Annotated in this window: 18 protein-coding genes; 7 read left to right on the top strand and 11 right to left on the bottom strand. The window is 73.2% G+C overall.

Translation table 11 applies throughout. The features are described from left to right. The first annotated feature begins 198 nt into the window (after positions 1-198). Positions 199-930, top strand: coding sequence for a GAF and ANTAR domain-containing protein (locus MUY22_RS44295; RefSeq protein ID WP_247053711.1), 732 nt, complete (start codon positions 199-201; stop codon positions 928-930). A gap of 21 nt (positions 931-951) precedes the next feature. Here the strand turns inward: MUY22_RS44295 and MUY22_RS44300 are convergent, their stop codons facing one another. Next, entirely contained in the window at positions 952-1,323 is a 372-nt protein-coding gene (locus MUY22_RS44300) for an ATP-binding protein (RefSeq protein ID WP_247053712.1), read from the bottom strand. 162 nt (positions 1,324-1,485) lie between these two features. On the opposite strand from MUY22_RS44300, the gene MUY22_RS44305 reads away from it, so the two are divergent. Further along, on the top strand, positions 1,486-4,755 hold the full coding sequence (locus MUY22_RS44305) for a glucodextranase DOMON-like domain-containing protein (protein ID WP_247053714.1): 3,270 nt from the start codon (positions 1,486-1,488) through the stop codon (positions 4,753-4,755). 1,027 nt (positions 4,756-5,782) lie between these two features. Beyond that, positions 5,783-6,328 carry a DUF4232 domain-containing protein gene (locus tag MUY22_RS44310; protein WP_247053716.1) on the top strand — a complete coding sequence of 182 codons (546 nt, stop codon included), beginning with the start codon at positions 5,783-5,785 and terminating at the stop codon, positions 6,326-6,328. Positions 6,329-6,450: 122 nt separating this feature from the next. On the opposite strand, the gene MUY22_RS44315 is transcribed toward MUY22_RS44310, so the two are convergent. The 3 genes from MUY22_RS44315 to MUY22_RS44325 form a co-directional block, all read right to left on the bottom strand. Beyond that, complete coding sequence (locus MUY22_RS44315) at positions 6,451-6,903, bottom strand: hypothetical protein (protein WP_247053718.1); 453 nt, start codon at positions 6,901-6,903, stop codon at positions 6,451-6,453. Positions 6,904-6,989: 86 nt separating this feature from the next. Beyond that, on the bottom strand, positions 6,990-8,249 hold the full coding sequence (locus MUY22_RS44320; protein ID WP_247053720.1) for a HAMP domain-containing sensor histidine kinase: 1,260 nt from the start codon (positions 8,247-8,249) through the stop codon (positions 6,990-6,992). Further along, the gene (locus tag MUY22_RS44325; protein WP_247053722.1) at positions 8,246-8,935 is read right to left on the bottom strand and encodes a response regulator transcription factor; all 690 of its coding nucleotides are present in this window, start codon (positions 8,933-8,935) and stop codon (positions 8,246-8,248) included. Before MUY22_RS44325 ends, MUY22_RS44320 begins: the two co-directional genes overlap by 4 nt. Before the next feature lie 102 nt (positions 8,936-9,037). Here MUY22_RS44325 and MUY22_RS44330 point away from each other — a divergent pair, with 102 nt between their 5' ends. Next, positions 9,038-9,520, top strand: a complete 483-nt coding sequence (locus MUY22_RS44330) for a hypothetical protein (RefSeq protein ID WP_247053724.1) — start codon at positions 9,038-9,040, stop codon at positions 9,518-9,520. Between the two features lie 262 nt (positions 9,521-9,782). Here the strand turns inward: MUY22_RS44330 and MUY22_RS44335 are convergent, their stop codons facing one another. Further along, positions 9,783-10,781: an aldo/keto reductase gene (locus MUY22_RS44335; protein ID WP_247053726.1), complete on the bottom strand. Its 999-nt coding sequence runs from the start codon at positions 10,779-10,781 to the stop codon at positions 9,783-9,785. A 189-nt stretch (positions 10,782-10,970) separates the two neighbouring features. On the opposite strand from MUY22_RS44335, the gene MUY22_RS44340 reads away from it, so the two are divergent. From MUY22_RS44340 to MUY22_RS44350, 3 genes are read left to right on the top strand one after another with little or no spacing between them, the layout of a single operon-like run. After that, on the top strand, positions 10,971-11,501 hold the full coding sequence (locus MUY22_RS44340) for a YbaB/EbfC family nucleoid-associated protein (RefSeq protein WP_247053728.1): 531 nt from the start codon (positions 10,971-10,973) through the stop codon (positions 11,499-11,501). Beyond that, positions 11,498-11,812, top strand: coding sequence for a hypothetical protein (locus tag MUY22_RS44345; protein WP_247053731.1), 315 nt, complete (start codon positions 11,498-11,500; stop codon positions 11,810-11,812). The genes MUY22_RS44340 and MUY22_RS44345 overlap by 4 nt, the downstream gene beginning before the upstream one ends. Next, positions 11,812-13,584 (top strand): WXG100 family type VII secretion target, encoded by a 1,773-nt coding sequence (locus MUY22_RS44350; protein WP_247053733.1) that lies wholly within the window; start codon positions 11,812-11,814, stop codon positions 13,582-13,584. The genes MUY22_RS44345 and MUY22_RS44350 overlap by 1 nt, the downstream gene beginning before the upstream one ends. Positions 13,585-13,615: 31 nt before the next feature. On the opposite strand, the gene MUY22_RS44355 is transcribed toward MUY22_RS44350, so the two are convergent. The 6 genes from MUY22_RS44355 to MUY22_RS44380 all read right to left on the bottom strand — a co-directional run bounded on the left by MUY22_RS44355 (position 13,616) and on the right by MUY22_RS44380 (position 21,112). Continuing rightward, positions 13,616-14,755, bottom strand: coding sequence for a CdaR family transcriptional regulator (locus MUY22_RS44355; RefSeq protein ID WP_247053735.1), 1,140 nt, complete (start codon positions 14,753-14,755; stop codon positions 13,616-13,618). 861 nt (positions 14,756-15,616) lie between these two features. After that, positions 15,617-16,678 (bottom strand): DUF917 domain-containing protein, encoded by a 1,062-nt coding sequence (locus MUY22_RS44360; protein ID WP_247053737.1) that lies wholly within the window; start codon positions 16,676-16,678, stop codon positions 15,617-15,619. Positions 16,679-16,699: 21 nt separating this feature from the next. Continuing rightward, the gene (locus MUY22_RS44365; RefSeq protein ID WP_247053739.1) at positions 16,700-17,413 is read right to left on the bottom strand and encodes an SDR family oxidoreductase; all 714 of its coding nucleotides are present in this window, start codon (positions 17,411-17,413) and stop codon (positions 16,700-16,702) included. Then, the gene (locus tag MUY22_RS44370) at positions 17,410-18,504 is read right to left on the bottom strand and encodes a DUF917 domain-containing protein (RefSeq protein ID WP_247053741.1); all 1,095 of its coding nucleotides are present in this window, start codon (positions 18,502-18,504) and stop codon (positions 17,410-17,412) included. The genes MUY22_RS44365 and MUY22_RS44370 overlap by 4 nt, the downstream gene beginning before the upstream one ends. Next, positions 18,501-19,571: a DUF917 domain-containing protein gene (locus MUY22_RS44375; RefSeq protein WP_247064407.1), complete on the bottom strand. Its 1,071-nt coding sequence runs from the start codon at positions 19,569-19,571 to the stop codon at positions 18,501-18,503. The genes MUY22_RS44370 and MUY22_RS44375 overlap by 4 nt, the downstream gene beginning before the upstream one ends. After that, positions 19,571-21,112 (bottom strand): hydantoinase/oxoprolinase family protein, encoded by a 1,542-nt coding sequence (locus tag MUY22_RS44380; protein ID WP_247053743.1) that lies wholly within the window; start codon positions 21,110-21,112, stop codon positions 19,571-19,573. Before MUY22_RS44380 ends, MUY22_RS44375 begins: the two co-directional genes overlap by 1 nt. Positions 21,113-21,121 lie beyond the last annotated feature (9 nt).

Genomic DNA, 21,121 nt, shown 5'->3' on the forward strand with positions numbered 1-21,121 from the left:
GGGTGGCACTGCCGGCGGTCGCCAGGTGGCGTCCCGGCAGCCAACCCACGGTGTTCAGCAGTGAGCTCCGGGCCGGTGCCACCGCCGTACCGGGCCCAGAGTTGCGGAGGACGCGACCGGCGCGGGTAGGGTTTTGCCGTTCCGTTGAAGCAGCAGCGGTTCAAGACCTGACCGCAGCGGCCCGGACGGAGCTGAGCAGTGACCGGTGCGCCGATCCCCGCCGAGGACCTCGACGAGCTGACCGCCGCCATGGCGGATCTCACGGGTGCTCTGGAGACCGAATCCGCCGAAGAGATCCTCCAGGCCGTCTGCGCGGAGGCCATCCGGGCCATCCCGGGCGCCGACATGGCCAGCATCACCGCGATCCGCGACGGCGAGCCGACGACCGCGGCCGCCACCGACGACCGCGCCGTCGACATCGACCACGTCCAGTACGCGGCGGGCGAGGGCCCGTGCCTGCAGGCGGCGGCGTCCGGCGAGATCGTCCGGGTGCCGCTCGCCACGGCCGGGCGGGTGTGGCCGGAGTTCACCGAGTACGCCGGGAGCGTCGGCGTCGGCAGCTACCTCGCCGCGCCGCTGCGGGTCGACGAGCACCTCGGCGGCGCGCTCAACCTCTTCGGCTTCGGCGACCACGGGTTCGCCGAGACCGACTCCCAGCTGCTGAAGCTCTACACCACGATCGTCACGTTCGGCCTGCGCACCACGCGGCGCTACCACCAGGCCCGGCAGCGCGCCACCGAGCTCGAGGCCGCGATGAGATCGCGGGCGGTGATCGAGCAGGCCAAGGGCATCCTGATGGCCGTGCACCGGATCTCCGCCGACGAAGCCATGAAGCGCCTCATCACGGAGTCCCAGCGCACCAACGTGAAGCTGCGGGACATCGCGGCCCGGTTCGTCGCCGAGCTGTCCGACGGCGCGACGCCGGGCTGACGGCGTCCGGTCCTCCGCTGCTCAGGCGCTGCGGCGGACCGGGAACGGCCAGGTCAGCGTCATGACCGTGCCGTCGTCGGTCGAGCGCAGGTCGAGCCCGTCGACCAGCGCCTGGATCAGCCGCAGCCCGCGGCCGCGGTCGGCCTGCTCCTCCAGGGCCTGCCAGCTGCCCCGGTCGGCGATCGTGACGATCAGGACCCGGTCGTCGATCCGCGCCCGGACGTCGATCTCGCCGGGCCGGCCCCCGTAGGCGTGGTCCAGCACGTTGGCCATCGCCTCCCAGCAGGCCAGAACGATCTCGTCGGCCTGACGGCCCACCTCTTCGCCGGCTCTTCTGCGCAGCCACGACATGAGATGGCGGCGCAGACCCGGCAACGTGCGCGGGGTGATCATGCCGCGGTAGTTCCATCCATCCGATCCGTGCTCTTCCATATTCACCTCCTCGGGGGACTGTGGGTTTGCTACCCACCCGTCCGGGTTCTCAACCAACGGTCACCGCGCCCGGGCGGCCGTTCGGCCCTGGTGCGGCGCGAACGGGCGTGATCCGATGTGCGGATGACTCGGTCGACGTCGTCCGTGGTGCTCTGCGCGGTGCTGGCCGCCGCCACCTTCCTGCCCGTGCCCGCCGCCTCGGCGGCCACCGATCCCGGTCCGGGCGCCGTCTCGCACTTCGGCCTGGCCCGCAAGGACTGCCTGGGCACCGCGCGGAACACGACCAGCAAGGCATGGTTCACCGTCGCGAACGGCGTGCTCTCCGACGTCTACGCGCCGGTGATCGACAACACGAACGTCGAGACGCTGCAGTTCGCCGTCACCGACGGCCGCAGCTTCACCGACCTGCAGGCCCGCGACATGACCTACACGGTCCGGACCAGCGCGGGCGGGATGGCCTGCGAGGTGACGTCGACCCCGCGCAGCGGCAAGTACCGGCTGGTCACCGAGTACCTGGCCGACCCGGCGCGCACCGGCGTGCTGATCCGGACCCGCCTCGAGCCGCTGCGCGACTCCGGCCGGGACCTGAAGGTCTACGTGCGGTTCGACGCGAGCGTCAACGGCAACGGCGGTGGCGGGGAGGCCAACGGCGGCGGGGACACGGCCACGGTCGACGCGGCGACGACCGCGCTGGTCAGCGCCGACACGAACACGGTGTCGAGCGCGCCGGCCCGCGACTACGGCACGCCCCTGGCCGCCGCCCTGCGCGCGGACCGCAGGTTCTTGAGTACCAGCAGTGGCTTCGCCGGCACCGCCGGTGACGGACTGGCCCAGCTGGACCGCGCCCACCGGCTCACCGACCCGACGCCGACGGCGGTGAACGGCAACGTCGTGCAGACCGCGCAGCTGGACCTGGCCCCGCGCCGCCCGGCCGTGCTGGCGCTGGGCTTCGGCACGGACGCGCGGGCGGCCGTCGCGACGGCCGGGGCGAGCCTGCGCACGCCGTTCGACCAGAGCTACCGCGACTACGCGCGTGGCTGGCAGAACTACGACAACGGGCTGACCCCGTTGCGCGGCAAGGATTCGGACGCCTACTACCAGTCGGCCAACGTCCTGAAGGCCAGCGAGGACAAGACGTTCCCGGGCGCGGTGGTGGCGTCGCTCGGCAGCCCGTGGGGCCAAGCTGTGTCCGCGGGCGACGCGCCCGGCGGCAAGCCGGTGTACTTCGGCTCCTACCGCGAGATCTTCGCCCGCGACCTCTACGAAAGCTTCTCCGGCCTGCTCGCGGCGGGCGACCGCGACACGGCGCGGGCGAGCGTGCGCTGGCTGTTCTCCCGCCAGCAGCAGCCGGACGGCCGGTTCCCGCGCAACTCCCTGCTCAACGGCAAGAAGGCCCCCGACTCCGGCGGTGACCAGCTCGACGAAAGCGCGTACCCGATCCTGATGGCGCTGCAGGCCGGGCTCGACCGCGACCGGACGCTCTACACCGGCCACATCCGCGCGGCCGCCGACTTCGTCGTCGCGCACGGGCCGTCGTTCGGCTCCGAGCGCTGGGAAGAGCAGGGCGGCTACTCCCCCTCGACGATCGCCGCCGAGATCGCCGGGCTCGTCGCGGCCGGCGTGATCGCCGACCACAACGGCGACCCGGCGCGCGCCCGCGTCTACCGGGCCACCGCCGACCAGTTCCAGCGCAGCATCAAGGGCTGGACCGTGACGTCGAACGGCCCGTACGGCGGCCGCTACTTCCTGCGGCTGACCAAGAACGGCGACCCGGACTCGGAGTACTTCTACAACCTGGGCAACGGCTCGGTGGACGCCGACCAGCGCGCGGTCGTCGACGCCGGGTTCCTCGAGCTGACCCGCCTCGGCGTGTTGCCGGCGACCGACCCCGACGTCACCGCGTCGCTGGCCGTCGTCGACCGCGTGATCAAGCGGGACACCCCGGCCGGCCCCGGCTGGTACCGCTACGGCACGTCGGCGCCGGGCAGCGAGGACGGCTACGGCGACTGCTACGAGCCCGACCCGACGAACTGCGCCCCGACCGGCACGCCGTGGCCGACGACCAACACCGGGTCCGGACACCTCTGGCCGGTGCTCGCGGGCGAACGCGGCGAGCAGGCCGTCCAGACCGGCGACCGCGCGGGCGCGGCCGCGTTGCTGCGCGCGATGCGTGGCCAGACCGGCGGGACCGGCCTGATCCCCGAGCAGATCTGGGAGAATCCGGCGGTCCCGGCGTCGCCGTACGGCACCGACCCGCGGACCGCGTCCATCGGGTTCACGCCGGGCCAGTCGGTCGGCTCGGTCGCGCCGCTGAGCTGGGCGCAGTCCCAGTCGGTGCGCCTGGCCCGGGCCGTCACGGACGGCAAGCTGCCCGAGCAGCCCGCCGACGTCCGCGCCCGGTACGTCACCCACGCCCCGCCGGCGGCGTTGACGGTCACCCTGGACGCACCGGCGTCGGTCTCGACCGCGACGGCCGCGGTGACCGGCACCGCGCCCGCGGGCAGCCAGGTCGACCTGGCCGTCTCGGCCACCGACGCCGGGACGACCACGGTGCTCTCGGTGCGGGCTTCGGCGACGGGAACGTACTCCGCGACGGTGCCGACGCCCCTGGGCGCGAACGTCGTCACCGCGACGGCCACGGGTGCCGGCACGGGCTACGCGCAGCGGACGATCAGCTCGGACTTCGTCACGGGCACGGTCCTGCTGGACCAGAACGACCCGGACGGCGACGACAACGGCCCGGGCACGTACACCTACCCGACCGCGACGGACTTCCACGCGGGCGCGTTCGACCTGCAGCGCTTCCAGGTCATCGACTCGGGCACCAATCTGGTGTTCCGCGCCCAGGTCCGCGACCTCACGCCGACGTTCGGATCACCGCTGGGCGCCCAGCTGCTGACGATCTACGCCCACGACCCGGCCGCGACGACCACGTCGACCGCGGCCCCGTTCCCGAGCCGGGCGTACACGATCGCACCGGCCGACGCGTGGAGCCGTCGCCTGGAAGTCCAGGGCTTCGCCGACCCGTCACTGGTCGACGCCTCGGGCGCCGCGCTGGCGACGCCCGCGGTTCAGGCCTCGCAGGCGACGCGCTACATCACGGTCAGCGTGGCGAAGTCGGCGTTCGGAACGCCGGGCGCGGGCTGGACGTTCGCGGTGGTCCTCACCGGCCAGGACGGCAACTCCCCCGACCAGGCAAGGCCGTTCACGCCGACGGCGGGCCAGTACACGTTCGGCCTGTGCGCGGCGGGCGGCACGGCCCCGGTGTGCACAGCCGACCCGGCCACGGCACCGAAGACCCTGGACGTCCTGACCCCGGCAGGAGTCGACCAGGCGACCGAACTGGACCCGACCCGAGGCCCGGTCACGGTGCGCGGCGTGCCGGTGGGCTGACCGGCCAGGTTCGGACCGGCTGTGCGGTGGTCCCCGTCCCGATGGTGTGGACGGGGGTCTGCCTGCCGTTCAAGCGCACGAGGGCCTGCCACCGGTCGAAGCGCTCGCCCGTGTCACCGGCGGGGCCGGACGGCGCCCGCCAGCTTCCAGCTTCACTGACAGTGCCGGACCACACTCACCAGCCCCGCCAACGAGCTGGACCGCGCCCGCCAGCGCCACCAACGAGGCCGAGCCACGCCAAAGTCACCGGCGAAGCCGGGCCACGCTCACCAGCACCGCCGACAGGGCCGGACCGCGCCACAAATATCACCGCCGAGGCCAGACCGTGCCCGCCAGCGCCGCCGACAGGGCCGGGCCACGCGCGCCAATGCCACCGACGGGGCTGGACCGCACCCGGCCAGCGCCACCAACAAGGCCGGACCACGCCCCGCCAGCGCCACCGGCGGGGCCGGGCCACGCCCGCCAGCGCCGCCGACAGGGCCGGGCCACGCGCGCCAATGTCACCGACGGGGCTGGACCGCACCCGGCCAGCGCCACCAACAAGGCCGGACCACGCCCCGCCAGCGCCACCGCCGAGGCCAGACCGTGCCCGCCAGCGCCGCCGACAGGGCCGGGCCACGCGCGCCAATGCCACCGACGGGGCTGGACCGCACCCGGCCAATGCCGCCGACAGGGTCGAGCCTCGCTCGCCGAAGCCGGACCCGACTGGTGCCGAGCCGACCCGTGCCGTCGCCGTGGTGCGCGCCCTCGCGGCGACCGCCGCGCCTCGCCGGGTGAGCTTCGCGGGTGTGGTCTCGCCGACGCCGGCGTCTCGCTGGGTCCCGCAGGCCGGTGCACGTGAACGACCCCCGCGCCGTCGCGCACGGGATCGCGTCTGGTTAGACGTCCAAGATCACCCAGGGTTGCTTTTCTGCGGGCAACCCCACTTTGGAGCTAACCCGGACGGGTCGTGGGCATCTTTCCTAGTGAGCGCGGAGTTCAGTGAACCACTCACCGGAACCGCCCGACACCGGAAGGGGTACAGCTCATGACCACTCGTCCGAGCATCCGCCGCACCGTGACCGTTCTCGCCGTGACCGGCGCCGCCGCGTCCGCTGTCGTCGCCGGGGCGGGGGCCGCCTCCGCGATGCCGACCGACTTCAACTGCACCTCCGGCCAGGTCGACACGACGCTGGTCGCCGGTGACCCCGGCGCGGGCCAGCGCTACGCCTCGCTGGTCTTCACCGCGAAGCCCGGCGAATCGTGCACCCTGCCGGGCGCGCTCCCGGTCACCCTGACCGGCGCCGACGGCGTCACCGTGAGCCCCGACCCGGCCGCCGCGGACGCCCCGGCCGTCACCGTCGCCGACGGCGCGCCCGCGTCGATGCTGCTGCACTGGACCGGCATCGAGGCCCCGGAGAACCAGGTGTCGCCCACGAGCGTCACGGTGACCGCGCCGGCGACGACCACCCCGCGTGGCGACACCTTCGACCCGGCGATCACCCTGCCCTGGAATCAAGGCGCGCTGGACGACTCCGCCGAAGCGCACAACCTGACCGTCGGCCCGGTGACCGCGGGCGCGCCCACGGCCTGACACCACGCGCACGGCTCGACCGCCGACGACGACGCGCCGCGGACCGCGCGGCAGCACGTGTCACGAGGGGCACTCTCACGGCTCTTAACGCCATGAAGGTGCCCCTCACGGCTTTCCCAGGGTCACCGGCGACCCCCGTGGTCGTCGCCCGCCTCGTGGTGACCACCGTGGTCGTCACCCGTCTCGCCACCCCGGCCACCGTGGTCGTCACCCGCCTCCACACCGCGCCCACCGTGGTCATCACCCGGCTCCACACCCCGGCCTCGGTCGTCACCGGGCTCCACAGTGGACCGGCCGCGGTCGTCACCGGGCTCGGTCGTGCGGCCGCCGTGCCGGTCGGCCGACGGGTACGTGCTCGGGACGGACGTCGCGCCCGGCACCGAAGTCGCCGATGACTCCGGCACCGTGGCCGTCGCCGAAACCCCGCTGTGCGTGGGCGTTCCCGACGTCGTCGAGACCGTGGCCGGCCGGACACCGTCGTCCGTACCCGGGTGCGACGACGACGCCAGTGCCGCCGTCGTCCCGCCGATCGTGAGGGCCACTCCCACTACCGCGAACACCAGTACCTTGCGCATCGCTGCTCCTTTTTCGTTCTCCGACAACGAAACCGAGCATCCCGCGATCAGTGATAGCAGCGCGCTTCCGGCAGCTTAAGGAACTCCTAAGGACTTCGGAGTTCGAGGACGATCCGCGCGCCGTGCGGCGGGACCCGGTGCACGTAGAACTCCCCGCCGGACGAGCGGGCCGTCTGGCGGGCGATGTCCAGCCCCAGCCCGGTGGACCCGGCGCCGCTCCGGCCGCGCAGGGGAACCTCGTCGAACCCCGGACCCTGGTCCTCGACCTCCAGCCGCGCGCCGTCCGGCTTCGGGTAGAGGCTGATCGTGTACGTCGTTCCTTCGGGCGTGTGCGCGAAGACGTTGCCCAGCAACGCGTCCAGGCACGCGGCGAGCTCCGTCGCGCCGACCGCGACCGGCAGCGGTCCCGGGTCGAGGTACAAGTGCACCTCGCGGTCCTGGTCCTGGGCCAGCACCGACCAGAACGCCGCCCGCTCGACGACGACCTCCGCCGCATCGCACGAAACCGGCGCCGAATCGCGGTGGCGTGCCTGCTCGATGAGGGCGGTGACCTGGCGTTCCAGGCTCTCCGCGTGGCCGGTGATCCGCTCGGCCTCTTCGGGGTCGCGCAGGGACTCGGCGTCCAGCCGCAGCACGGTCAACGGGGTCCGCAGGCGGTGCGAAATATCGGCCACGGCCTCCCGTTCCTGCCGGACCAGCTCCCGGATCCGGGCGGCGAGGGAGTTCAAGGCCAAGGTCACCGACCGCACCTCCGCGGGCCCGCCGGAGCGTGCCCGCGCGTCGAGGTCGCCGTCGGCGAGCCGGCGGGACACCTCGGCGAGCTCGTGGACCGGCCGCACGACCGCGCGGGCCAGCCGGTCGGCGACGAACACCCCGAGCGCCAGCAGCAACACCCCCAGTCCCGCCAGCACCAGCCACGCCGACCCCAGCCCGCGGGTCAGCTCGGCCCGGTCGACGTAGGCCCGCACCACCGCCGTCCCCCGCGGCAGGCCCTGGACGGCGACCAGGATCTCCCGCCCGTCCGCGTCCTCGACCGTCAGGCTGCCCTGCACCGCCGCCAGCTGCACGCCGGGCGTGCGCGCGGCGGGCGCGCCGAGCACCGTGCCGTCGGGCAGGAACACTGTCACCGGGTGGCCCGCGGTGGTGTTGAGCTGGTCGATCGCCGGCTGCAGCGTGCGCGCGTCGGCCGTCGCCACCAGCGAGGTGAGCGACTGCGCCTTCGCCGTGGCGGCGGTGACCGCGCAGTCGGCGGTGACCGACTGCAGCAGGATCGCCAGCGGCACCAGGAAAGCGACGAGCACCAGGCTCATCGTGACGGCCACCAGCAGCGCGAGCCGTTTCCTCACGACCCGGCCCCCGGTTCGGCGAGCCGGACGCCGACCCGGCGCACGGTGTGCAGGTACCGCGGCTCCTGCGCGGTCTCGCCGAGCTTGCGCCGCAGCCACGAAAGATGGACGTCGACGGTCTTGTCCGCGCCCGCGTAGGGCAGTTTCCAGACGTCGGCGAGCAGTTCGCGCTTGCTCACCACCGTTCCGGCCCGGGCGGCGAGGTAGTGCAGCAGGTCGAACTCGCGCGGCGTGAGGTCGAGCGGGACGCCGTCGAGCGACGCCTCCCGCGTCCGCGCGTCGACCGAGATCCCGCCGACGACGACCGGGGCCGTCGTCTCCTCCGGCTCGCTGCGCCGCAGCACCGCGCGGATCCGGGCGTCGAGTTGCGCGCCACCGAACGGTTTCACGACGTAATCGTCGGCGCCGGCGTCGAGCAGCCGGACGATCTCGTCCTCCGCGCCGCGCGCGGTGACGACGATGATCGGCACCGCGCTGACCGCCCGCACCATGCGCAGCACCTCGCGGCCGTCGAGATCGGGCAGCCCGAGATCGAGCAGCACGACGTCGGGGCGGTCGGTCACCGCCGCCTGCAGCCCGGTCATCGCGTTCGCGGCGGACGTCACCGTGTGCCCGCGGTCGGTCAACGCGCGGAGCACCGCTGTGCGGATGGTCGGGTCGTCCTCGACGATCAACACCGTGGCCATGCGCAGGACGGTATACCGGCGAGGCCGTGTCGACCGGATCGTGGCGAACCGTAGGACCGCGTTAGGAGTGCCTTAACCCTTCGGGGTGGCACAGTGGACCGCATGGGACGACGTGGGGTGCTGATCGCGGTGGGGTGGCTGCTGGCCGCCGGGGCCACGGCCGCGGCCGCCACGTTCGCCCTGGACGTCGTCGGCGCGGGCATCCTCGGCCCGCAGAACCAGCCCCTGTCCCAGGACGACGTCACCCGCGCGCTCGCGGCCGCGCCGGTCACCTCTTCGGCGGTGGTGCCCACGACCACCGCCGCCGCTCCTTCGTCTTCGAGCGCCCCGGCACCGCGCGGCCTGACGGTGCCGGGTGGCAGCCTCGTCGCCGAATGCGCGGGCGGTCAGGTGACGCTGCGGTCGTGGAGCCCGGACCCGGGCTTCCGCACCGACGACGTCTCCCGCGGCCCGGCCGCCTCGGCGTCGATCAAGTTCAAGAACGGCGGCACGGAGAACATGACGATCGTGACCTGCGTCGACGGCGAACCCCACGCGGAGTCCGTCGCCGACGACCACCACGGAGGCCACGGCGGCGATGGTTAGCGCGGCAGGCCCGCGTTCAGCTGCCCTCGCGTCGCGTGTTGGCCATTCCGGTCGCCGTGTTGGCCGGCCCGGTCGCCGTGTTGGCCGGTCCAGGCGCTGTGTCGGCCATTCCGGACGCCGCCTTGGCCAGTTCGGACACCGCGTTGGCCGGTCCCGGGCGCCGTGTTGGCCGTGTCGGCCATTCCCGTCGCTGTGCGGCCTTCGTGCGTGGCCCGCAATCCGGCCACCACAGCGACGAGAAGCGCGACCGGCCGGACGGCGGCTAGCGCGGCAGGCCCGCGTTGAGCTGCGCCAGGATGCCGTGCGGGAACGGCAATGGCGTCGCACTCACTTCCGTCAGCCGGTCCACCTGGGCGCCGGTCAGGTCGAGAGTCAGCGCGCCCAGGCTCTCGGTCAGCTGTTCCGGTGACCGGGCACCGATCAGGGGTGCCGGCATCGCGGGCCGGCGCGTCACCCAGTGCAGGGCGACCTGCGCCGGGGTCGCGTCCACCTCGGTGGCGATCTCGCGGACGGCGTCGAGGATCGCCCATCGCGGCTCGGGGACGTCGGAGCCTTCGAGGCGGCCGGTGCCCTCGCCGTCGCGGGTGTACTTGCCGCTGAGGAAGCCGCCGCCGATCGCGCCCCACGGCTGGATCGCGATGCCGAACTCCTGGGCCAGCGGCACGTATTCGGCCTCGATCGCGCGCTCGATCAGGGAGTAGGCCAGCTGCAGCGCCGTCACCGGCGGGCCGCCGAGCATGGCCGCCTTCGTCGCGTACCAGGCCGGGACGTCGCTGAGCCCGGCGGCGCGGATCTTCCCGGCCCGCACCAGATCGTCGAACGCGGCCATCACCTCTTCCGCCGGGGTGGAGCCGTCCCAGACGTGCAGCCAGTACAGATCGACGTGGTCGACGCCGAGCCGGCGCAGCGACGCCTCGAGCGAAGCGACCATGTTCTTGCGCCCGTTGCTGCGGTGCCGGGGATCCGACACCGGGCCGCCGTCGGCGAACTTGGGCCCGGAGTACTTGGTGGCGAGCACGATGTCGTCGCGTGCGGTGTCGCGCAGGAACTCGCCGACGAGCACCTCGCTGCGGCCGTCGCCGTAGTTGTCCGCTGTGTCGACGAAGTTCCCGCCGCCGTCGACGTAGGTGCGGAAGATCTTGCGGGCCGTGTCGTCGTCGGCGCAGAGGGCGCCGGTGCCGAAGGTCATCGCGCCCAGGGCGAGCGGCGAGACCCGCAGCCCGGAGCGGCCCAGGGGCCGGTAGTGGTCGAGTTCGGTCATGCCCTCGATCGTGCAACCCGGACCGTGCTCCGGGTCAACCCGACCGGGTGATGCACAACCGGGCAAGAACGAGGAGAAAAGCAGGCATACCCCCGACTATCAGTGAGTGAACGTCCGGTGTGCGCTAATCTGCCCGGATTCAGGTCGTCGCTGGTAGACGGCCTCCCCGGATGGCGAGGAGTCGAATTCGTGCAACCGAACCTGGGGCCAGGTGAAGACTTCCAACTCCTGCTGGACCGGCAGGTCCGGGACATGCAGGCGAAAGCGGCGGCGCTGAGTGAAGCCCTTTCGTCCGCCGGGGCCACCGTGCGCACCCGCGACGGCGCCGTCACCGTGACCCTCGCCCCCAACGGTGCCCTGACGAACCTCGAGCTCGGCTTCCGGGCCTGCGAGATGGGCCCGGCCCGGCTGACCGCGGCGATCATGGGCGCGGTCCGCGACGCGCAACGCCAGACCGCCCGCAGCGTCGCCGACTCCTTCGCGACCATCAACGGCGACAGCGAGTCCACCGACATGGTCCGGTCCTTCCTGCCGCCGGACCCGCCGCCGGACGGCGACTTCGCGGCGCCGGACAACGCCGAGCCCGAGCGGACCCCGCCGCCGGCCGCGACCCCGCCACCGCCGCCGCGGCCGGCCGGCCCACCGCCGGCCGCCGGGCCTGCTCCGCGTCGCCGTCCCTCGGGCGACGACACCTTCGACGACGAATCGAACCCCTGGTGAGCGGCGGCGGTTTCCGGGTCGACTCCGAGCCGCTGGCGAAGTTCGCCCAGCACCTCGACGAACTCGAGAGCAACCTCAAGAGCACCGGGGACCTGGTCGGCGGCATGACCTGTGACCCCGGCATGTTCGGCATCAACCCGGCGTGCCAGCTGATGGCCGCGGGCGCGAGCACGTGGACCGACAAGGCACACCACCAGTTCGGGGACTACGCGAAGACCATCGGCGAGTTCGCGGACAAGGTCACCGAGGCCGCGAAGCGGTACAAGTCCGGTGAGCAGGACGCTGTCGACTCGATCGTGAGGTTCGAATAGTGGCCGACGACTACAAGAGCAAGGACGTCAGCCTCCACGGCGGCGAGCTCTTCAACAGTGACAACGCGTCGGCCGGAGCCGGGTTCTTCGAGGCGGCGGTGGGCCTGGACAAGGCCGTCAAGGACAACGACAAGGTCGCGATCGGCATCGGCTCGGCGGGCATGGCGCTGGAGACCATCGGTCTCGTGCTGGACCCGATCGGCAGCCTGCTGACCGCCGGGATCGGCTGGCTCATCGAGCACATCACGATCCTGCGGTGGCCGCTGGACATCCTGATGGGCGACCCGATCGGCATCGCGGCGGCCAGTGAGGCGCTCACGGCCGAGAAGAAGAAGCTGGAACAGTGGTCGCAGGACCACCAGACGGCGATCGACACGCTGATGAAGGACTGGTCCGGCAAGGCGGCCGACGCGTTCAAGAAGGACATGGACGCGGTCACCGAGCAGCTCGGTTCCCTGGGCTGGTACCTGGACCAGGCCGGCAAGAACATGAAGATCGCCGGCGGCATCGTCGGCGCGTTCCGCGGCATCTTCCGTGACCTGATCGCGATGCTCCTGGCGACGATCATCAAGGGCGCCCTGATCGCGGCGGCGCTGGCCCCGGTGACGTTCGGCGCGTCGATCGCGCTGTTCGTCGGCACGACGATCGGCACGGTGGCCACGGCACTGGGCAAGATCGGCACGAAGCTCATCGAGCTGGCCAAGAAGCTGGGCGACCTGGTGGCGTCGCTGGCGAAGATGGGCAAGGCGGGTGACGAGCTGGCCGGCGCGAAGCCCCCGACGAGCAGCCTCACGCCGACACCCACCCCGAAGCCGCCCGCGACGCCGTTGCCGAAGCCGGACGCGACCCCGGAACCGAAGCCGTCCTCGGCCACGCCGGAACCCAAGCCCGAACCGAAACCCGACCCCAAGCCGGAACCGAAGCCCGAGCCCAAACCGGAGCCCGCGCCGTCGTCGGCGGCGACTCCCGAGCCCAAGCCGTCGTCGGCCACTCCCGAGCCCGAGCCCAAGCCGTCGTCGGCGCCTCCTGAGCCGGAACCCAAACCGTCGTCGGCCACGCCGGAACCCAAGCCGGAACCCACGCCCGAGCCGAAGCCCGAGCCCGCACCCGAGCCGAAGCCCGAACCCGCGCCGTCCTCCTCGGCGACCCCGGAGCCGAAGCCGGAACCCAAGCCGGAGCCGAAGCCCGAACCGGAACCCAAGCCGTCCTCGGCCACGCCCGAGCCCAAGCCGGAACCGAAACCCGAGCCGAAGCCCGAACCCACACCCGAGCCGAAGCCCGAGCCCGCACCGTCGTCCTCGGCTACCCCGGAACCGGCGCCGCCCAAGCCGGAACCCAAGCCCGAGCCCGACCCCAAGCCGTCCTCGGCCACTCCGGAACCGAAGCCCGAACCGGCGCCGCCCAAGCCGGAGCCCGCGCCGCCGAAGCCGGACGACGCCGGCAACCCGCCGGCCACGCCGGCGCCGGAGCCCAAGCCGCACAAGCCGTTCACCGACCAGATGACCGACGTCATCAAGGACAAGCTGTCCAAAGTGGACGGTGTGACGCCGGAGATCATGCAGAAGTTCGACAAGATCAGCAACCTCTCCGTGCACGAGCTGGGCAAGCTCTTCAACAGCCCGGCCGCCGCCGAGAAGTTCGAGTCGGCGATCAAGGTCATGACCGACCCGTGGTTCGGCAAGTCGGGCCTGGCCGGCAAGACCGTCGTCGACATGATCAAGGGCGTGCCCGCCAGCATCGGGAACGTCACCGGCGGCGGAGACGACGACTGATCCCCGACCCGTGACCGGCGCACCCCGCCGGTCACGGGTCGGACAGGATCACCGCTCGCGACGCCAGGTGCAGCGCCAGCCGTTCGTCCGGCCGGGACAGGTCGACGCCCAGCAGCTGCTCGATCCGCGCGATCCGCGCCGCCACCGTGTTGCGGTGCACGCCGAGCACGGTCGCCGTCTCCGCGATCGACGACTCCGCGTCCAAATAGGACGCCAGCGTCCGCACCAGGTCCCCCGGCACCTCGCGCAGGGGCGCGACCAGTGCGCGGGCCGCGGGTTCGAACGTGTCCGTGCGGGTCCATTCGAGCAGCAGCTGGGCCATGCCGAGCTGGTCGACGTGCAGGAAGTGGCCCGTCTCGGGGCGGGTCGCGGCCAGGCGGGCGGCGTCGCTCGCCTCGGCGACCGTCGCGGCCAGGCCGTCCGGACGCGGGTGCGGCCGCCCGACGCCCATGTGCGCGCCCAGCCGCAACGTCCGGTGCGCGGCCTGCAGGCGGCTCGCCAGCGAGCGCACCCGCTCGGCCGTCGGCTCCTGGTCGAAGGTGACCCAGCCGGTCCAGCCGTCGCCGTGCTCGACCACCACCGCCTCGACGTCCTCCGCCCGCAGCGCCCGCACGACCTCCTGCGTGCGCGCGACGGTGTCGACCGCCGCGGGGACGCCGATGTGCAGCCCGACGTGCCAGCCGCCGAGCCGCCAGCCCGCGTCGGCGACGCGGCGGCGCAGGTCGGCGCCCGGTTCGGTGTCGAGGCGCAGCAGGTCGCCGAGCAACGCCGTGCGCGAGCGCGCGTCGCGTTCCAGCTCGAGGCGGTTGGCGAGCAGCCAGCGCTGCACCGCCCCGGCCGCGACGGCGAGGGCGGGCGGGACGACGTCCGCGCGGGCGGCCTCGGTGCCCCGCAGCTCGACGGCCAGCCACACGGCCAGCGCGGGATGCGCAAGGAGGACGCCGTCGTCGAGGGTGATCCGCTGCGGCACGGGTTCGCCGAGCCGGACACGCCCGGCTTCGCTGAGTTCGCCGGCCAGGGGCACGCCACGGTCGTCGAGCACCGCGACCGGCGACCGCAACAGCCGCCGCAGCACCGCGACGACCTCCTCGGGCGCCCGCGGCCGGTCCCCGAGGGCGCGGTGCGTGGCCAGGACGAGGTCGGCCCGCGCCAGCTCCGGCGCCGCGAGCAATAATCGCGCCTCGACAACCAGGTCCAGGGGCGACGCACGGGTGTTCAGCAGCGGCACGGCCAGCCGATCAGCGAGCAACCGCGACGCGGCGAGCGGTTCGACGCCCGGCAGCAGCACCCCGGTGGCCCCGGCATCGGCGCACCGCCGAAGCAGGGCGTCGATCTGCCAATCGGTCCCGGCAACCGGCCGCACGACGACGACCAGCTCATCGGGTACCGGATCGTGGGAAGCGTCCAAAGTGGCCTGAACCGTCGCGAGTGGACGGTCAAGCCCGGCGGCCCCGGCAACCAGCCGGACGTGCTCCGCCCAGCCCGGCGAGGCGAGCACCCGCCGCAGGCTCATCGGCTCGCCTTCGCTTGGCACCCACACGGCTGCTGCGGGCCAGTCCGACCCGGCGACACCGGCACCCGCCGACGGCTCACCACACCACGATCAAACCCACACCCGCTCGGCCACAACACCGGCCGCCGCAGGTCGGCACAGCCCGGCGCCGCCGGCACTCGCCACCGACTCACTGCACCACAATCGATCCCGCACCTGTTCGGCCGCACCGACCGCCGCGGGCCTGGCCAGCTCGGCGACGCCGGCATCCACCGCCGACTCACCGCACCACAATCACTCCAGCACCCGCTCGGCCGCAACACCAACCGCCGCACGCCGGCACAGCCCGGCGACGCCGGCACTCCCCGCGGGCTCACCGCGCCACAATCGATCCCACACCCGCTCGGCCATACCAACCGCCGCACGCCGGCACAGCCCGGCGACGCCGGCACTCCCCGCAGGCTCACCGCACCACAACCAATCCCACACCCGCCGACCGCACCAACCGCCGCAGGTCGGCACAGCCCGGCACCCGCGGGCTCATCCGACGCTCACCGGGTCGCAGTCGATGCCGTATGCCCGTGGCTGCAGTACCGGCAGCCTTCGTGGGTCGGTCCAGAAGGGGGCTGCCGCCAGCCTCACCACGTCCACCTCCACTCCGGTCCGGATCGCGTCGCACGTCACCGGGATACCCGTTCGGTGGTCCAGTACCGACAGGACGTCCGGTGTGGACGCCGCCGGGGCGCCGTCGCGCAGGGCCAGCAGGTACTCGTTCTCCATCTCCAGCCTCAGCAGCGAGCCGTCGTCGTGGTCGGCCAGTGTGACGCTGCCGCGGCCGAATCCAGGACTGCTCCGGCCGACGTGCCGCGCTACCTCCAGGACCCGGCCGCGGGCCAGGACCGAGCCGCGTAGGGCGGCGGCCAAGGCGGCGCGGGGCGGGCTCTCCCCCAGTGCCAGTACCCGGCGGCCCAGCGCCAGTGCGGCGCTCGTCGTGCCTGGTACCGAGCACGCGGCCAGCTCGCCGGCCGGGATCGGGGCCAGTGCGAACGCCGCCCAGCCGCCCGAACTGGCGACGAACGCCCGGGCGCCGCGCTCGACCATCGCGTCCGAGCCGGCCGCCAGCAGCATGACCTGGCCGCCCGGTTCGGCCAGTGCCGCGGGGGCGATGCCGCGGCCGGTCGCGGCGACCGCCAGCTGGTCCAGCCGGGGCAGGCCGCGGCCGGACAGGTCGGCGTCCACGTAGGACAATCCCAGCTCGCCGGCCACCACCAGCGGCATCAGGCCGTTGAGGCCGCCGATCTCGATGGACATCACCGCGTCGGCGCGCTCGCCGGTCCAGCGTTCGACCGCCGCCACCGCGGACGCGAACTCGTCGCCGCCCGGCAGTTTCTCGGTGAACGCCGCCGTCGCGCCGACCACGCCGACCGGGACCACGCGGGCCGCGGGCGGCAGGTCGGCCACCGGCCGCACGAGCGGCTCGTGCCCGCGTTCGAGCTGCCGCCGCAGCAGCACGGCGGCGGTGGCGGTGTCGCCGCCACCGCCGGACCCGAGCAGGGCGGCGCCGCGTTCGAGGGCGGGCACGTCACCGGCCGTGATGCGCATGGACGACCACATTAGCCGAGGTCAACGCAGCGCGAAGCCACCGTCGGGATACAGCGTCGACCCGGTCGTGTAGCTGTTGCCGAACAGGTACAGCACCGCGTCGGCCACTTCGGACTCGCGGCCGACGCGGTGCAGCAGCGTGTCGCGCGAGTACTGCGCGAAGCTCGCCTCCCGCACCGCCGCCGGCCGCCCGGCCCAGAGGTTGCCGTCGATCGTGCCCGGGGCGACGACGTTCACCCGGACCGGTGCCAGCTCCACTGCGAGCCCGCGCCCGAGGCCTTCGATCGCCGCGTTGCAGGCGACGTACGCGGGCGCCGCGCCCGGCGGCCGTACGCTCGCCGCGCCGGACATCAGCACGATCGACCCCTCGGGGGCCAGCCGAGGCGCCGCGTGCTTGACGGCGTGGTACTGGCCCCAGAACTTCGTCTCGAACGGGCTCGCCGCGTCCGCGTCACTCAGCTCGCGCAGCGGTCCGACCACATAGGACGCCCCGGGCGTGAACAGGTGGTCGACGCGGTCGAGCGCGCCGAAGAACGCGGCCAGGGAGTCCTGGTCGGTGCTGTCGACGGCCTGCCAGGTGGCCCCGATCGCCGACGCCGCGTCGGCCAGTTTCGCCGGCGTGCGCCCGCCGAGGTGCACCTTGGCCCCGTCGAGCGCCGCTCGGCGAGCGACTTCGAGGCCGATGCCCGAGCCGCCACCGATGATGACGACGGTCCGGTCTTCCAGCGTGCTCACGCGATCTCCTCGACGGGGGTGAAGGGGTGGGGCAGCCCGAACGCGCCGGGGCCGAAGGTGTCCAGGGCTTCGGGCGTGCGCATCAGCGGCGGCGTCGAGATGCCGACCACCGTGACGCGCTGGCCGTACCGCAGGGTTTCGGTGGTGATCGGCTCGGCCGTCGACGCCTCCAGCACGCAGATCAGGTCGGGCACCACGCACCGCACCTCACCGTCCACAGTGGCCAGCAGGTTCTCGTTCTGGAACAGGATCTCCAGCTTGTGCGCGCCGTCGAACGACACCGCCGCCGCGCGTCCGCGCGCGAAACCCTCTTCGGTCCGGCGCTCCACATCGGACACCTTGCCGCGGAACAGCACGCGCAGGTGCTGGTACGGCGTCTCGACCAGCGCGGCGGCCAGCCGCGACACCGGGTCTTCGTTGCGGTCACGCGCTTCCCGGATCGTCCGGCCCACGGTCAACGCCAGCGACAACGTCCGGGGCACGGCCGTCCGCTTGACGTCGGCGCCGCTCATCGCGTACTCGGCGATGTGCGCGACGCCGCCGAGCCGGACGGTGACGCCGCGCGCCAGCCACTCCATCCGCCGGTTGTCGGGGCCGGTGTCGATCACCGCCGTCTCCCCGCGCTCGCCGCCGATCGCCATCGGCGAGCCGGGGACGCCGTACACGCCGAACGTCTCCATCTGCAGCTCGGGGAACGCGCGGCCCATGCCGTCGGCGTCGACCACGGGCAGCCCGAGCCGCGCGCCGACGAGCAGCGGGATCATCGAGTTGATCCCGCCGCACTCGATCGGCATGGTGGCATCCGCGCGCTTGCCGAGGTGCTTCTCCAGCGTCCGCAACGCCAGCACGGGCTCGCCGCCGCTCGGCAGCTTCTCGTGCACCACGGTCGGCGCGCCCATCTGCGCGGTCGGGATGACCAGGGCGTCGTCATCCACTTCGGCCGGGTCGAGCACGGTGACCGGCCCGTGCGCGCGGATCGCCTCGCGCACCAGCAGCCGCCCGACGTACGGGTCGCCGCCCCCGCCGGTGCCGAGCACGGCGGCGCCGCGGGCGAGGTCGGGCAGGTCGTCCTCGGTCAGGGTCCAGCTCACCCGGCCACCCCGATCGGGTCGATGTCGTAGCCGAAGTACCGCGGCCCGGCCAGCGCGAGGCCTTCCGGGGTGTGCCAGCGCGGGTCGGCGGGCGCGGCGATGACCGTGACGCGCTGGCCGTACCGCAGGCCTTCGGTCGTCACGGCCTCGCCGGACTCGCGTTCCAGGGTGCAGATCAGGTCCGGGACCGACGCCTCGACGACGCCGTCGCGCTCGGCGACCAGGTGCTCGTTCTGGAACCGCAGCACCAGTTCCGCGCCCGTGTCGCCGTCCATTCCGGACAGCCGGGCCTCGCCGCGGGCGAAGCCGGTGACCGTCCGGCGGGCGACGTCGACGACCTTGCCGCTGAACAGCCGCCGGCCACCGAGCCGCTCGACGACCTTCGCGACGGGGTCGGCGTGCGCCTCTCGCGCGGACCGCACCAGCGCCCCCAGCTCGGCGCACAGGCTGAGCGTGCCCGGCACCAGCGCCTCCCGGGCCTGCGCGCCGGACATGGCGTAGTTGCTGATCATCGCCGAGCAGCCCATGTCGATCGTCGCCGACCGGGCCAGCCGCTCGGCCCAGTGATTGTCGACGGTATCCAATACTCCACGGTTGCCCTTTTCGTCGGCAATGGACATCGGCGTCGCACGGATTCCATACAGTGTGGGAAGTACCATCTGCAACTCCGGGAACGCGCGGCCCATGCCGTCGGCGTCGACCAGCGGCAGGCCCAGCTGCGCGGCCGCGACGACCGGGATCAGCGAGTTGACGCCGCCCGCCTCGGCGCACGCGATGTGCGTCAGCTCCTTGCCGAGGTAGCCGGCGAGCGTCCGCGCGGCGAGGCCGACCTGCTCGGCCGACGGCAGTTTCTCGACCATCACCGTCGGCGCGCCCATCATCGCCACGGGCAGCACCACGGCGTCGTCGTCCAGGTCCGTCAGGGGAACCAGCGGCACCGGGCCGTCCGCCCGGATCGCCGCGGTGGCCAGCAGCCGGCCGATGTACGGGTCGCCTCCGCCGCCGGTGCCGAGGATCGCCGCGCCACGCGCGATGTCGGCCAGATCGGTGAGCGTGATCTCGCGCATCACGCCCCCAGCTGCAGGTCGCCGACGGCCTTGACGCGGATGCGCGTGGCGTTGCCGGGCAGGTACGGGATGGGCACTTCGTCGAAGTCGACGATGCCGACCGACACCGGTGACGCGCCCGCGGCGACCGCCCGGTCGATCGCCTCCTGCTTGGCTTCGTCCACAACGGACTCCCGACGGCCCGGCTCGATCACGTAGACGCGGTCGACCTCGCCACCGATCTGCGCGATGGCCGCGCCGATGGCGTTGGCCACGGCGTAGTTCTCCGGGCGGTGCACCTCGCCGCACCCGGCCAGCTCGGCCGGCAGCAGCACCGAGCCGCCGCCGACCGCCACCACCGGCAGCGGCTCGGCGGACGTCCGCATCCGTTCGACCACATCGGACACCTCGGCGGCGATCTTCTCCAGCGCGGAACGCACCAGCGATCGGTCGAGGTGCGCGACCAGCGACGCGTCCCCGATGTCCGCGCGGCCCGCGGCGACCGCGATGTCGGTCGCGGTGAGCGTGTCGCCACCGAAGACCAGGGCCTTCGACGTCAGCTCGTAGCCGACCGAGTCGGGGCCGACCGTGACGTTCCCGCGCACCCGGCTACCGCCGCCGAGGCCGATCGACAGGACGTCCGGCATCCGGAAGTTGGTCCGGATCCCGGCGACGCTGACGTCCGTCGTCGCCTCACGCGGGAACCCTTGCCGCAGGACACCGACGTCCGAAGTCGTGCCGCCGACGTCGACCACCGCGCAGGTGCCCAAACCGGACAGCACGGCCGCGCCGCGCATCGAGTTCGTCGGCCCGGACGCGAACGTCGCCACCGGGTAGCGGCGGGCGAAGTCGACGTCCATCAGCGTGCCGTCGTTCTGGCTCAGGTACAGCGGCGCGGTGATGCCCGCGCCGGTGATCGACGCGGCCAGGCCGTCGACGATGTGGGCGGCCAGCTCCCGCAGCGCCGCGTTGATCACCGTCGCGTTCTCCCGTTCCAGCAAACCGATCCGGCCGATCTCGTGGGACAGCGAGATCGCGACGTCCGGCAGCTGCGCGCTGATGATCTCCGCCGCGCGCGTCTCGAACTCGGCGTTGACCGGGGAGAAGACCGAGGTGATCGCGACGCTGCGCACCCCGGCCGCCCCCATGTCGTCGGCCGCCTTGCGCAGCTCGCTCTCGTCGAGCTCCGCGATGTGGCGGCCGTCGAACTCGTGCCCACCGTGGACCAGGTAGCTGCGCCCCGACACGGCGTCGACGAGCCGCTGCGGCCAGTCGACCATCGGCGGCAGCGACGCCCCGGCCGGCAGGCTGAGCCGCACGGCCGCGGTCGGCGCCAGCCGGTGCGCCTCGACGAGGGCGTTGATGAAGTGCGTGGTGCCGATCATCACCGCCCGCACCGCCGCCGGGTCGAACGCGCGTTGCCGCTGCAGGCCGTCGATCGCGGCGACGATGCCCGAGGTGACGTCCGCGGTCGTGCTGGTCTTGACCGAGGCGAGGACCTGGTGTCCGTCGAGCAGGACGGCGTCCGTGTTGGTGCCGCCGACGTCGATGCCGATGCGCACGAAGGTTCT

This window comes from Amycolatopsis sp. WQ 127309 (assembly GCF_023023025.1).
Lineage (GTDB): Bacteria > Actinomycetota > Actinomycetes > Mycobacteriales > Pseudonocardiaceae > Amycolatopsis.